Origin of the sequence: Micromonospora sp. NBRC 110037 (assembly GCF_001652995.1) — a bacterium.
GTDB classification, from domain to species: domain Bacteria; phylum Actinomycetota; class Actinomycetes; order Mycobacteriales; family Micromonosporaceae; genus Micromonospora; species Micromonospora chalcea.
The window spans coordinates 150,840-163,341 of record NZ_BBVA01000002.1; the positions used below are offsets into that span (position 1 = coordinate 150,840).

Annotated in this window: 11 protein-coding genes and 1 pseudogene; 5 read left to right on the forward strand and 7 right to left on the reverse strand. The window is 74.3% G+C overall.

What is annotated here, in order from left to right:
• Positions 1-13: 13 nt before the first annotated feature.
• The 3 genes from A4R25_RS00720 to A4R25_RS00730 form a co-directional block, all read right to left on the reverse strand.
• Positions 14-1,840, reverse strand: coding sequence for a long-chain fatty acid--CoA ligase (locus tag A4R25_RS00720; protein WP_043329509.1), 1,827 nt, complete (start codon positions 1,838-1,840; stop codon positions 14-16).
• Between the two features lie 139 nt (positions 1,841-1,979).
• Positions 1,980-2,930 carry a terpene synthase gene (locus A4R25_RS00725; protein WP_043331108.1) on the reverse strand — a complete coding sequence of 317 codons (951 nt, stop codon included), beginning with the start codon at positions 2,928-2,930 and terminating at the stop codon, positions 1,980-1,982.
• A 128-nt stretch (positions 2,931-3,058) separates the two neighbouring features.
• Positions 3,059-3,688 carry a TIGR03085 family metal-binding protein gene (locus tag A4R25_RS00730; RefSeq protein WP_030500278.1) on the reverse strand — a complete coding sequence of 210 codons (630 nt, stop codon included), beginning with the start codon at positions 3,686-3,688 and terminating at the stop codon, positions 3,059-3,061.
• Between the two features lie 193 nt (positions 3,689-3,881).
• Here A4R25_RS00730 and A4R25_RS00735 point away from each other — a divergent pair, with 193 nt between their 5' ends.
• Together A4R25_RS00735 and A4R25_RS00740 are read left to right on the forward strand one after the other, a co-directional pair.
• Positions 3,882-5,750: an ABC transporter ATP-binding protein gene (locus A4R25_RS00735; RefSeq protein WP_197494836.1), complete on the forward strand. Its 1,869-nt coding sequence runs from the start codon at positions 3,882-3,884 to the stop codon at positions 5,748-5,750.
• Positions 5,747-7,537 carry an ABC transporter ATP-binding protein gene (locus A4R25_RS00740; protein WP_043329513.1) on the forward strand — a complete coding sequence of 597 codons (1,791 nt, stop codon included), beginning with the start codon at positions 5,747-5,749 and terminating at the stop codon, positions 7,535-7,537. The genes A4R25_RS00735 and A4R25_RS00740 overlap by 4 nt, the downstream gene beginning before the upstream one ends.
• A 4-nt stretch (positions 7,538-7,541) precedes the next feature.
• Here the strand turns inward: A4R25_RS00740 and rpsD are convergent, their stop codons facing one another.
• Positions 7,542-8,150: a 30S ribosomal protein S4 gene (gene rpsD / locus A4R25_RS00745; RefSeq protein WP_064445248.1), complete on the reverse strand. Its 609-nt coding sequence runs from the start codon at positions 8,148-8,150 to the stop codon at positions 7,542-7,544.
• A 67-nt stretch (positions 8,151-8,217) separates the two neighbouring features.
• Here rpsD and A4R25_RS00750 point away from each other — a divergent pair, with 67 nt between their 5' ends.
• Complete coding sequence (locus tag A4R25_RS00750; protein WP_064445249.1) at positions 8,218-8,952, forward strand: DUF2470 domain-containing protein; 735 nt, start codon at positions 8,218-8,220, stop codon at positions 8,950-8,952.
• 11 nt (positions 8,953-8,963) lie between these two features.
• On the opposite strand, the gene A4R25_RS00755 is transcribed toward A4R25_RS00750, so the two are convergent.
• From A4R25_RS00755 to A4R25_RS00765, 3 genes are read right to left on the reverse strand one after another with little or no spacing between them, the layout of a single operon-like run.
• Positions 8,964-9,560, reverse strand: a complete 597-nt coding sequence (locus tag A4R25_RS00755; protein ID WP_030500283.1) for a TetR family transcriptional regulator — start codon at positions 9,558-9,560, stop codon at positions 8,964-8,966.
• The gene (locus A4R25_RS00760) at positions 9,557-10,312 is read right to left on the reverse strand and encodes an ABC transporter permease (protein WP_043329516.1); all 756 of its coding nucleotides are present in this window, start codon (positions 10,310-10,312) and stop codon (positions 9,557-9,559) included. Before A4R25_RS00760 ends, A4R25_RS00755 begins: the two co-directional genes overlap by 4 nt.
• The gene (locus A4R25_RS00765) at positions 10,309-11,031 is read right to left on the reverse strand and encodes an ABC transporter ATP-binding protein (protein WP_043329517.1); all 723 of its coding nucleotides are present in this window, start codon (positions 11,029-11,031) and stop codon (positions 10,309-10,311) included. Before A4R25_RS00765 ends, A4R25_RS00760 begins: the two co-directional genes overlap by 4 nt.
• 110 nt (positions 11,032-11,141) lie before the next feature.
• Between A4R25_RS00765 and A4R25_RS00770 the strand changes: the two genes are divergently transcribed.
• Both A4R25_RS00770 and A4R25_RS31625 read left to right on the forward strand, forming a co-directional pair.
• Entirely contained in the window at positions 11,142-11,531 is a 390-nt protein-coding gene (locus tag A4R25_RS00770) for a MerR family transcriptional regulator (protein ID WP_064445250.1), read from the forward strand.
• Positions 11,532-11,681: 150 nt separating this feature from the next.
• Positions 11,682-12,329: pseudogene (locus tag A4R25_RS31625) on the forward strand (phosphoribosyl-AMP cyclohydrolase); the annotation flags it as partial.
• Positions 12,330-12,502: the final 173 nt, after the last annotated feature.

Genomic DNA, 12,502 nt, shown 5'->3' on the forward strand with positions numbered 1-12,502 from the left:
CTGGCGGTGCGGGTCACAGCTCGGCGAGCGTGCCCTCGTACATCTTGTCGATCTCGGAGGAGAAGTTCGTCTCCACGCTCCGGCGCTTGATCTTCAGCGACGGCGTGACCTCGCCGTCCTCGATGGTGAGGTCACGGGGGAGGATCGTCACCTTCTTGATCGTCTCCCAGCGGTTGAGCTTGGCGTTCAGCTCGGCGACGTACCCCTCGACCATCTCCCGCGCCTGCGGCGAGGTGACGATCGTGGTGTAGTCGCTGCCCTCCAGCGGGGTGCCGGCGGCCCAGCCCTTGATCGCGTCCGGGTCCAGCGTGACGAGCATGGTGCAGTAGTTGCGCGCCTGCCCGATCACCACCGCCTGCGAGGTGTACGGGCAGACCGCCTTGAACATGCCCTCGATGTGCGACGGCGCGACGTACTTGCCGCCGGACGTCTTGACCAGGTCCTTCTTGCGGTCGGTGATGCGCAGGTAGCCGTCGTCGTCGAGCGTGCCGATGTCGCCGCTGCGGAAGAAGCCGTCCTCGGTGAACGCGGCGGCGGTCTCCTCGGGGAGGTTGTGGTAACCCCGCATGACCGGCTTGCCCCGCATCAGGATCTCGCCGTCGGTGTCGATCCGGCACTCCAGATCACCCATGGCCCGGCCCACGCTGCCGATCTTCAGCCCGTCGGGCGGGTTCACGAACGCGCCGGCGCTGGTCTCGGTCAGGCCGTAGCCCTCGGAGATGGGCAGGTTGGCGGCGGCGAAGAAGGTGGCGATCTCCTTGCTCAGCGGCGCCGCGCCGGAGACCAGCACCCGCATCCGGCCGCCGAGCCGGGCCTGCAGCTTGCTGAACACCAGCTTCTCGGCCAGCGCGTACTTCATCCGCAGCCCGGCCGGCACCGGCTTGCCGGCCTGCTCCAGCGCGACCTTCTCCTTGCCGACCTCGACGCCCCAGGCGAAGATCTTGGCCTTCGCGCCGCCCGCGCCCTGCGCGGTGGTGACCGCCTTGTTGTAGACCTTCTCGAAGACCCGGGGCGCGCCGCACATCAGCGTCGGCCGGATCACGCCGAGCAGGTCGACCAGCTTGTCCACCCGGCCGTCGACGTACGTGGGCAGGCCGACGTGGGTGGCGCCGCAGAGCAGCGTCTTGCCGAACGAGTGCGACAGCGGCAGCCACAGGTACTGCAGGTCGTCGGTGCGCAGCAGGCCCAGCTCGGCCTGCGCCACGCCCTCCCAGCACCAGCCGCCGTGCAGCAGCTCCACGCCCTTCGGGCGGCCGGTGGTGCCCGAGGTGTAGATGAGCGTCGCCAGGTGGTCCGGGCCGATGCCGGCCACGAGCATGTCGATCAGGTCGGGCTCGGCGCTCAGCGCGGCGGCGCCGCGCTCCTCCAGCTCGGCCAGGGTGAGCTGCGGGACGGCGGCGGCCGGGTCGGGCGCGCCGTCGAAGAGCACCACGTGGGTCAGCGCGGGCAGGTCCGCTCCGGCGATCTTCGCCGCCTGGGCCGGGTTCTCCGCGAACAGCACCTTCGAGCCGGAGTCGGCGATGATGTAGACCGCGTCGTCGGGCTCGGTGGTCGGGTAGACGGTGGTGGTGGCCCCACCGGCGCACATGATGCCGAAGTCGGCCAGCACCCACTCCAGCCGGGTGTTGGCCAGGATCGCCACCGGGTTCTCCAGGCCGACACCGAGCCCGTGCAACCCGGCGGCGATCGCCTTCGCGCGCTGCCCGACCTGCTCCCACGTCAGCCAGACCGGGCCCGAGTCGTCGGGTGCGGGGTGAGCGAACGCCTGGCGGTCGGGGGAGTCCGCCACGCGCTTGAGGAACATGTCGGGTACGGAACGGTACGGTACATCGAGAGCCATCGCTGTAGCCGCCTTCAGGGGTGGAGGGACGTGACGGGGGTCACGCCGGTCTGCGGTTACCGAAGGGTATTGCCTGTACCCGGCCAGCGGCTAGCCCTGATCGGCCGAGTCGCCACCGGTCCCGACTTCTGGAATCGGATCAGGCATATCGGCTGGCGGCGCGGGACCAGTCGTAGGTGGCCCGGATCCAGTCCCGGCGGGTGTCCAGGAACGCCCGCATCCCCTCGTCGGCCCCGGCGCTCAACGCCGCGTCCCGCTCCGCGTACGAGGCGAGGGCCGCGTTGAAGCGGTTCGCCGCCGCGTTCAGCGCCGCCGACTCGTCCTGCCCGGTCTCGCCCGCGATCGTGGTCACCAGGTTGTGCGCGTCCGGGGTGACGCCCCGCTCCTTGCCGTAGGAGAACACGTCGTTGCACCAGCAGACCAGGTCGGTGGCGAGGGCGTCCAGCGCGGTGAGCGCCGGGGTCGCCCGCTGGTCGGCCCGGGGCAGGGACGGGCGGGCCAGGTCGGTCACCGTGAAGCTGGGGCGTACGCCGCCGGTGTGGCGGCGCATCTGCACGTACTCGGCGACCCCGGGCACGCGCCGGCGCTCCCGGTTCGCCGCCTCCCACAGCAGCGCCAGCAGGTACTCCCGCAACTGGCTCACCAGCCGCATCAGGTGCGCCGGCCGGCCCCGGCCGCGCGCCCGCCGGCACAGATCGTGCAGCGCCAGGCCCATCGGGCCGGCGTCGGTGGGCGCGGGCGCGTCCGGGTCACCGTGCCGGTCGAGCACTTCCAGCAGCGCCGCCAGGGTGGGCGCGAGCACCGTCGGCGCGGCGCCCAGCCCGTCGTCGTCGCAGGCGTCGTCCACCACGAACAGCCAGTTGATCAGGTCGGTGAGCAGCCGCAGACCGGCCGGGGACGCCTCGGGGCAGGCCCGTCCGGCCAGCTCCGAGGCATGGGCGCCGGCCAGCCGCAGCAGGCCGGCCTGGGTCTTGACCAGGCCGAAACCGCGCACCCAGGCGACGCTCTGCGCGGCCACCTCGTCCGCGGCCGGGTGACACCGGGAGGGAAAGGGCGGCTCGTGCAGCGCCGAGAGCGCGAAGTCCCGCATCGTCGTCCCCTGTCCGCCGCCCCGCAGGGTCGGGCCGGTGCGCAGGAGCGTACGGCAGCCGGCGAACGTTATCGAACGCCGGGTGTCCACATTCTACGATCGCCTGGGTGGGCGGGCGGAAACGTCTGTCACAGGCCCAGTTCGGCGGTACGCAGACGCTCGGCGCGCTCGGCCGGACCGTCCACCTGGACCCGGGCCACCCGCTGCCGCCCGGTGAGGAACAGCACGAGTTCCCCCGGCGCGCCGACCAGCCGCAGCCGCTCGCCGCCGCCACCGGCCCGCAGCTCGCCGTGCCCCGGCGCCTGCACCAGCACCTCGGCCGGGAAGCGCCGCAGCGCCATCCGGGCCAGCAGGGCGACCCGCTTCCAGAGCACCGCCTGCTGCCCGGCCGGCAGGTCACGCGGCTGCCAGCCCGGCCGGGCCCGGCGGACGTCCTCGTGGTGGATGAAGAACTCCATCCCGTTCGCGATCTCGTCGGTGAGCGGGTTGCTCACCGGGCTCCACACCGGGGGACGGCGGACCCGGGCGATCAGGTCGGCGTACGGCCCGGCGGCGATCCGCCTGCGGACCGACTCGCCGTAGCCGCGCAGCGGCGGCAGCAGGATCCCGCCCGCCGCGTCCGGCCGGCGCTCCCGCACCAGCAGGTGCGCCGCCAGGTCGCGGGTGGTCCACCCCTCGTTCACAGTCGGCGCGTCCGGTCCCAGCTCCAGCATCAGGTCGGCGAGCGCCTCGCGCTCCGTTCGGGCGTACCGCGGCATGGCCCGATCGTAGGCCCGTCGCGGCCGATCGGCGCGCCACGCCCGGCGCTACGGCGGGCCGCGAGTATCGAGGGCCGGTGTCCGCCCAGGTCCGGTGCGAACGTGACGGCGGACATATCCCGGCCGGGTCGGCGGAGCTGGCGGCGAGCGGTAAGGATGGGGGAGAAAATTGCGGCTTACGGCGGGGGCGAACGTGGCGAGCGGGACAAGTCGGGACGTGCTCGGCAGAGGGCTACGGGTGCTCGGCCGGGCCATCCGGGAACAGCCGCGGATCTTCGCGGTGGCGGTCAGCGGCAGCGTGCTGTTCGGCCTCCTGGTGATCGCCAGCGCGTACGTGGTCGGCGGGGTGGTCGGCAAGGTCGTCGTGCCCGCGGTCGAGCGCGGCGAGGTGGCCCGCGGGACCCTGGCGCTGGCCGCGGCGGCGCTGCTCGGCATCAGCGTGCTGCGGGTCGTCGGCATCTTCGGCCGGCGGCTCGGCGCCGGTTACATGCAGTACCGGCTCCAGGCCGCCTACCGCCGCCGGGTCACCCGCCGCTACCTGGAACTGCCGCTGGCCTGGCACCACCGCAACTCCACCGGCACGCTGCTGTCGAACGCCAACTCCGACGTGGAGGCGGCCTGGTACCCGATCGCGCCGCTGCCGTTCGCGGTCGGCACGCTGGTGATGCTGGTCGGCGCGGTGGCGTCACTGTTCGTCACCGACTGGGCGCTGGCCCTGGTCGGCCTCGCCGTGTTCCCCGCGCTGTTCGCGCTCAACGTGGTCTACTCCCGCCGGATGGCGCCCCGGCAGGCCCGGGCGCAGCGGCTGCGCGCCGAGGTCAGCGGCATCGCGCACGAGAGCTTCGACGGCGCGCTGGTGGTCAAGACGATGGGCCGCGAGGCCCAGGAGACCGCCCGTTTCGCCGCCCGCGCCGGCGAGCTGCGGGACGCGCTGATCTCGGTCGGCCGGCTGCGCGGCGTCTTCGACCCGATGCTGGAGACGCTGCCCAGCCTCGGCACGCTCGCCGTGCTGGTGGTCGGCGCGATCCGGCTGCGGCAGGGCGCGATCACCGTGTCCGAGCTGGTCAGCGTCGCGTTCCTGTTCACCGTGCTGGCCTTCCCGGTGCGCGCCATCGGCTGGGTGCTGGCCGAGCTGCCGCGTAGCGTCGCCGGGTGGGACCGGGTGCGCCGGGTGCTCGACGCGACAGGCGAGATGCCGTACGGCACGAGGACGCTCGACCCGGCCACCCGTACGCCGGCCACGCTCGCGTTCCACGACGTGCACTTCGCGTACGAGCCGGCCGAGGCGCACCTGCCCGGCGCCCAGGTGCTCGGCGAGGTGACGTTCACCGTGCCGGCCGGGAAGACCGTCGCCCTGGTCGGGCCCACCGGTTCGGGCAAGTCCACGATCGCGTCGTTGGCCGTGCGCCTGGTCGACCCGGGCGCCGGGCGGGTCACGCTGGACGGCGTGGACGTGCGGGAACTGACCGCCGCCTCGCTCGCCGGCAACGTGGCGCTGGTGGCGCAGGTGCCGTTCGTCTTCGACGACACGGTCCGGGCCAACATCGCGCTGGACCGGGCCGGCATCGGCGACGACGAGGTGTGGGCGGCGCTGCGGCTGGCCGAGGCGGACGGCTTCGTGGCCGCGCTGCCGGACGGGCTGGACACCATGGTCGGCGAGCGGGGCACCTCGCTGTCCGGCGGGCAGCGGCAGCGGCTGACGCTGGCCCGGGCGCTGGCCGGGCGCCCCCGGCTGCTGGTGCTCGACGACGCCACGAGCGCTGTCGACCCGCGCGTCGAGGCGGCCATCCTGGCCGGGCTGCGCGCGCCCGCCGACGGCGGCGCCCCGGCGTCGATCCTGGTGGTGGCGTACCGCCGGGCCACCATCGCGCTCGCCGACGAGGTGATCTACGTGGAGCAGGGCCGGGTGGTCGCCCGCGGCGCCCACACCGAGCTGCTGGCCACCGTGCCCGGCTACGCCGACCTGGTCACCGCGTACGAGCAGGCCGAGCAGGAACGCGAGCACAAGCAGACGTACGACGAGGTCACGCCGCTGGCCTCCGGCCTGGAGGTGGAGCGGTGAGCGCGACGACGGCGGAGGCGGACCGGAGCACCGAGACCACCGAGTCGACCTGGCAGACGTTGCGGCGCGGGCTGGCGCTCTCCCCGGAGCTGCGCACCGGTCTCGCCGGCACGCTCGCGCTGGCGCTGGTCTACATGGTCGGCCGGGTCGCCGTGCCGGTGGCGGTGCAGCGCGGCATCGACCACGGCATCGTCGGCGGGCTCGACCTGAACGTCATCTCGCTCACCGTGGCGATCACCGCCGGGGTGCTGGTGGTCACCACCGCCTGCGGCTACCTGATGATGCGCCGGCTGTTCACGGTGAGCGAGACGGCCCTGGCCGGGGTGCGCACCCGGGCGTTCCGGCACGTGCACGACCTGTCCATGCTGCACCAGCAGTCCGAGCGGCGCGGCTCGCTGGTCTCCCGGGTGACCAGCGACGTCGACCAGATCACCCAGTTCCTGCAGTGGGGCGGCGTGATCCTGATCGTCAACCTGGGCCAGCTGCTGGTGACCACAGCGGTGATGCTCGCGTACTCCTGGCAGTTGACGCTCGTGGTGCTCGTCGCGTTCGCGCCGGCGGTGCTGGTGATCCGGCAGTTGCAGCGCCGCCTCGCCGGGGCCTACGGCCTGGTGCGGCAGCGCACCGGCACGCTGCTCGGCGCGATCGGCGAGAGCGTGGTGGGCGCGCCGGTGATCCGGGCGTACGGCATCGCCGGGCGGACCGCGCGGCGGCTCGACACGGCCATCGACGGTCAGCGGGTGGCCCAGCAGCGGGCGATCCGGATCAGCATCATGGGCAGCTCGGTGGGGGAGCTGGCGGCCGGGCTGGCGCTGGCCGGCGTGGTCGTGGTCGGGGTGAGCCTGGGCGTCGACCGCACGCTGTCGGTCGGCCAGCTCACCGCGTTCCTGTTCCTGGTCACGCTGTTCATCCAGCCGGTGCAGATCGCCACCGAGGTGCTCAACGAGGCGCAGAACGCGATCGCCGGCTGGCGCCGGGTGCTGGACGTGCTGGACGTCTCCCCGGACGTGGCCGACCCGGGCGAGCAGGGGCGGGAGCTGCCGCCCGGGCCGCTGGACGCCCGGTTCGCCGGCGTGACGTTCGCCTATCCGGGCGGCCCGCCGGTGCTGCACGACGTGACGCTGGACATCCCGGCCAAGAGCCGGGTGGCGGTGGTGGGCGAGACCGGCAGCGGCAAGACCACGTTCGCCAAGCTGCTCACCCGGCTGATGGACCCGACCGAGGGCGCGGTGCTGCTCTCCGGCGTCGACCTGCGGCAGGTGCGTTTCGACTCGCTGCGTTCCCGGGTGGTGATGGTGCCGCAGGACGGCTTCCTGTTCGACGCCACGGTCGGGGAGAACGTCCGCTTCGCCCGCCCCGACCTGACCGACGAGCGGCTCACCGCCGCCTTCGGCGAGCTGGGCCTGGCCGACTGGCTGGACGGGCTGCCGTCCGGGCTGGACACGCCGGTCGGTGAGCGCGGGGAGGCGCTCAGCGTCGGCGAGCGGCAGCTCGTGGCGCTGGCCCGGGCGTACGTCGCGGACCCGGACCTGCTGGTGCTGGACGAGGCGACGAGCGCCGTCGACCCGGCCACCGAGGTACGCCTGCAACGCACGCTCGACGCGGTGACCCGGGGGCGGACCACGCTCGCCATCGCGCACCGGCTGTCCACCGCGCAGGCGGCGGACGAGGTGATCGTGGTGGACCGGGGCCGGATCGTGCAGCGTGGCCCGCACGACGAGCTGGTCCGCGACACCGACTCCGTGTACGCGCTGCTGTACGCGTCCTGGTTGGAGCAGACCCGGTAACCGGTCAGCGGGAGTAGAACTCCACCACCAGTTGCTCGTCGCAGACCACCGGCACCTCGTGCCGGGCCGGTTCGCGTACCAGCGTGGCGCGCAGCTGCGCCGGCTGCGCGGACAGGTACGGCCGGGGTTGCGCGTCGGCGTGCGCCCCGGCGGCGGCGAGCTGGAACGGTGGCAGCGTGCGGCTGCGCTCGCGTACGCCGACCACCTGGCCGGGCCGCAGCCGGTACGACGGCCGGTCGACCTTGCGCCCGTCCACGGTGATGTGGCCGTGCCCGACGAGCTGGCGGGCCTGGTAGATGCTGCGGGCCAGCCCGGCCCGCAGGACCACCGCGTCGAGGCGTCGTTCCAGCAGCGCGACGAGCGTGTCGCCGGTCTTGCCGGCGGCCCGGGCGGCCTCGTCGAACAGCCGGCGCAACTGGGCCTCGCTGACGTTGTACTGGTGGCGCAGCCGCTGCTTCTCCAGCAGCCGCACCTGGTAGTCGGAGGTGGTGCGGCGGGACCGGCCGTGCACGCCCGGGGGGTAGGGGCGCCGCTCGAAGTACCGCACGCACTTGCGGGTCAGCGGGATGCCGAGGGCCCGGGAGAGCCGGGCTTTGGGCCGGGGGTGGTTCACGGGGGCGTCTCCGATCGTCTAGCCTGCTTCTTAGGTAAGCCTAACCTATCTTGAGGAGGTCGGGATCATGCGGCCCAGCCCGGCGGAGATCGTGCGAACCCTTGTCGCGGGCCGGTTGCCCGCCCTCGTCCACCTGGCCCGGCACCCCGGCCCGCACCAGGTCCGGCACGCCGTCGACCCGGACGGGCGGGTGCTGCTGCTCGTACCCGTGGTCAGTGACCTTGCCGCGGCGCTCGTGCCGCCGGCGGGCGACGCCGACGTGGCCGCCGTGCTCGACGTGCTCGACCTGCCGCCGGCGGCCGGGGCGCCCTCGCTCGGCCGGGCCTGGGTGTCCGGCTGGGCGACGCGGCTGAACGGGGACGCGGCGCGCGACGCGGCGGTCGACTTCGCCGCCACCGACCCGGTCGCCGATCTGCTCGACGTGGGCAGCCGGTTCCACCTGCACCGCTTCGAGGTGGCCGAGGCCCGCTGGGAACGCGCCGGGCGGGTGCGCCGGATCGACCCGGAGGCGTTCGCGGAGGCCGAGCCGGACCCGCTGCACCCGGTCGAGGCCGCCCTGCTCGCGGACCTGGCCGACCACCACGCCGAGCAGGTCGGCGACTACCTTCGGCGGCGGCTGGACCTGCCCGGCGACCAGATCCCGCGGGTGGTCCGGATCGACAGGTACGGCCTGCTGGTCGCGCACGGGCGGCCCGGCGCGACCCGGCGGGCCCGGCTCGCCTTCCCCCGGCCGGTCGCCGACGTGGCGGAGCTGTCCCGCCTGCTGCACCCGATGCTCTGCCCCCGGGCGGCCGCGGCCTGAGCCGCGACGGCTCAGGTGATGTCGCCGGTGAGGTACCGCTGGACCGTCGGGCCGACGGCGGCCACCAGCGTCGCCGGCTCGGCGGTGGCGACCGCGTCGAGGCGGAGCACGTACCGCATCATCGCCAGCCCGGCGAGCTGGGTGGCGACCAGGCCGCCGCGCAGCGCGCGCTGCGCCGGGTCGACGTCGAGCTGGTCGAGCACCCGCCGCAGCACCTGGGTGACCAGGAACTCGCGCAGCAGGCGCGCCGTCCAGTCGTTGCTGACCGCCGAGCGCAGCAGCGCCACCGCGGCGGTGCCGGTGGGGGAGTCCCAGACCTCCAGGAACACCCGGACCATCCGCTCGCCGAGCGCGTCCGGGCCGCCGGCGAGCACCGCCGGCAGCAGCCGTCCCGGGTCGGCCGGGAACGCCGTCGCGGCCCGGAACAGCTCCTCCTTGCCGCCGAAGTAGTGGTGCACGAGCGCCGGGTCCACGCCCGCCGCCGCGGCGATGGCCCGGATGGACGCGGCGTCGAACCCCCGCTCGGCGAACGCCTCCCGCGCCGCGGCGAGGATCGCCTCGCGGGTGTCCGGAGTGCCGGGCCGCCGCCCGGTGCGCCGCGCGTTCACCCGCTGCGCCGGCGCAGCGTCGCGGCGGCCAGCACCAGCGCCGCCACCGCCGCCCCGGTCACGATCGCCACGTCCCGCCACATCGTCCCGGTCGGCTCGGCGTGCGCGCCGACCTCCTGCAGCGCCTCGACCGCGTACGACAGCGGCAGCGCGTCGCTGACCGCCTGGAGCCAGCCGGCCATCTGGTCGCGCGGCACGAACAGGCCGCACAGCAGCAGTTGCGGGGCCACCACCACCGGCATGAACTGGACCGCCTGGAACTCGGTGCGGGCGAACGCCGAGCAGAACAGCCCGAGCGCCACCGCCAGCACCGCGTTCACCCCGGCGATCAGCACGACCAGCCACGCGCTGCCCGCGGTCTCCAGGCCGAACACCTGGTACGCGACGACCGAGGCGACAGTGGACTGGAGCACCCCGGCCAGGCCGAACGCGATGCCGTACCCGAAGAGCAGGTCGAGCTTGCCCAGCGGCGTGGTGAGCAGGCGCTCCAGCGTGCCGGTGGTGCGCTCGCGGAGCATGGCGATGCTGGTCACGAGGAACATGATGATGAACGGAAAGAAGCCCAGCATGATCAGGGCCACCCGGTCGAACGTGCTGGGCGCGCCGGGCGGGGCGGGCTGGTCGACGTACATGAAGTAGACGAGCGTGAGCAGCACCGACGGCACCACCACGAGCAGCGCCACGGTCCGCCGGTCGTGCCGGAGCTGGCGCAGGATGCGCCCGGTGGTGGCGGCCAGGATCCGTCCGTTCATCGCGCCTCTCCCTCGGCGTCGCGGATCAGGCGCAGGAACGCCTCTTCCAGGTCGTCGGTCCCGGTGGCGGCGCGGACCGCGGCCGGGGTGTCGTCGGCGACCAGCCGGCCCTCGCGGATCAGCAGCAGTCGGTCGCAGCGGGCGGCCTCGTCCATCACGTGGCTGGACACCAGCAGCGTGGTGCCGGCGGCGGCCATGGCGTGGAACCGGGCCCACAGGTCGGCCCGCAGCACCGGGTCCTGGCCGACCGTCGGCTCGTCGAGGACGACCAGCTCCGGCTCGCCGACCAGCGCGCACGCGAGCGAGGCGCGGCTGCGCTGGCCGCCGGAGAGCGTGCCGACGAGCTGGTCGGCCGCCTTTCCCAGGCCGACGTCGGTGACCGCGCGGTCGGCCTCGGCGCGGCCCCGGCCCTGGAGCACCGCGAAGTAGCGGGCGTTCTCCCGCACCGTCAGGTCGGCGTAGACGCTCGGCGCCTGGGTCAGGTAGCCCACCCGGCGGCGCAGGTCGGCCGAGCCGGCCGGGCGGCCGAGCACGTCGACCGCGCCGGAGCCGACCGTCTGCACGCCGACCACCGCGCGCATCAGCGTGGTCTTGCCGCTGCCGCTGGGCCCGAGCAGCCCGGTCACCGTGCCCCGGGGCACCCCGCAGGTGATGCCGTGCAGCACCCGCCGCCCGCCCCGGTCGACCACCAGCTCGCGGACCGACACCGCGTCGTCCATGCTCGCCTCCGTCAATTCATCACCCGATGAACTCAACGCTAGATGAATTCCGTCGGCGAGGCAACGAGGGACTTGACTTCGAGTGGGCTCGAACTGGAAGCCTGGAGGGCGTGGACATCAGCACGCGGGAGACGAGCCTCACCGTGGGTGAGGCGGCGGAACGGGTCGGCCTGACCACCTACACGCTGCGCTGGTACGAGCAGGAGGGGCTGGTGGGCCGCGTCGGACGGGACTCCTCCGGCCGCCGGCGCTACACCGAGTCCGACGTCAACTGGCTGTTCCTGCTCACCCGGCTGCGGCGCACCGGGATGCCGGTGCGCGACATGCGCCGCTACGCCGAGCTGGCCCGGCACGGCGACAGCACGCTCGGCGCGCGGCGGGCGCTGTTCGAGGCGCACCGCGCCCGGGTGCTGGCCCGGATGGCCGAGCTGGAGGAGGACCTGAAGGTTCTCGAACACAAGATCGACGCGTACCGGCGGGCGGAGGAGGAGTCGGGCTGAACACCCGGCGGCGGACAGGGAGTCCGGCATCGGAAGATCAGGTTTCGGCACCATGAGGCAGTGGGTCCAGCTCCGTTGTCCGACACCGGGTTCCTCGACCTCTGGGCCGCCCGCCTGCGGCACGCCGCCGACCGGCCGGTCGTCGGGATCATGCTGCGGGGCAGCCACGCCCGGCGGGCCGCCACCGAGCACAGCGACGTGGACGTGGACGTGCTGGTGGCCGCCGACGAGCCACGCGCCACCGGCGGGCCCCGGCCGGTCACGTCCCGCCGCGGCACGCCGTACGCGGCCCGGCGGGCGTACCTGACCGAGTTCGGCGGCCGCCTGGTGCACGTCTCCGTGGCCGCCCGCGACGTCCGCTCCTGGGTACGCCGGCTCGGCCAGCCCGCCGACTGGGCGTTCGGCCTCCCGGTCACCGCGCCGGCCCGGCTGCTCTGGGCGGTGCCGGAATGGCGGCGCCGGATCGACCTGCCGGTGCTCTGCCAGCCCGCCGACGAGCCGCGCCTGGAGGAGCTGATCGCCACGCTGGGCAAGGTCGCCGCCGCGCGCCTGGCCGGTGACCCGGTCGGGGTCCGGCTCGCCGCGGCCGACCTGGCCCGGCTCTGCCCCTCGGTGCTGCGGCCGGCCAACCCGTCGGTGCGCGTGGTGTCCCGCCGGGCCGCCCTGACCGCCGCGCTGGACCTGCCGGTCGCCCCGCCCGGCTACCGCGACGACATGCTCCTCTGCCTCGGGCTGCGCCCCGGCGACCCGGCCGAGGTCGGCGCCGCCGCCGGACGGCTGGTCACCGGCATCCTCCCGCTGGTGCGCCCGTACGCGGCGGAGATCGCCCGGACCACCGGGACCGACCTGGCCGAGGCGCTCACCGACGGCCGGGCGGACCGCTACCTGCGGCAGCTGGGCCGGGCGCTGGCGACGGTGACGCCCGCCTCCCGGGACACGTCGGCGGTACCCGGGCCGCGTGCGGGAGAATG

What these genes read in the sequence shown, in the direction of transcription:
- A4R25_RS00720 (WP_043329509.1), bottom strand. Translation starts at nt 1,840, where the DNA reads ATGGCTCTCGATGTACCGTACCGTTCCGTACCCGACATGTTCCTCAAG.
- A4R25_RS00765 (WP_043329517.1), bottom strand. Translation starts at nt 11,031, where the DNA reads ATGGACGACGCGGTGTCGGTCCGCGAGCTGGTGGTCGACCGGGGCGGG.
- A4R25_RS00730 (WP_030500278.1), bottom strand. Translation starts at nt 3,688, where the DNA reads ATGCCGCGGTACGCCCGAACGGAGCGCGAGGCGCTCGCCGACCTGATG.
- A4R25_RS00725 (WP_043331108.1), bottom strand. Translation starts at nt 2,930, where the DNA reads ATGCGGGACTTCGCGCTCTCGGCGCTGCACGAGCCGCCCTTTCCCTCC.
- A4R25_RS00750 (WP_064445249.1), top strand. Translation starts at nt 8,218, where the DNA reads ATGCGGCCCAGCCCGGCGGAGATCGTGCGAACCCTTGTCGCGGGCCGG.
- A4R25_RS00760 (WP_043329516.1), bottom strand. Translation starts at nt 10,312, where the DNA reads ATGAACGGACGGATCCTGGCCGCCACCACCGGGCGCATCCTGCGCCAG.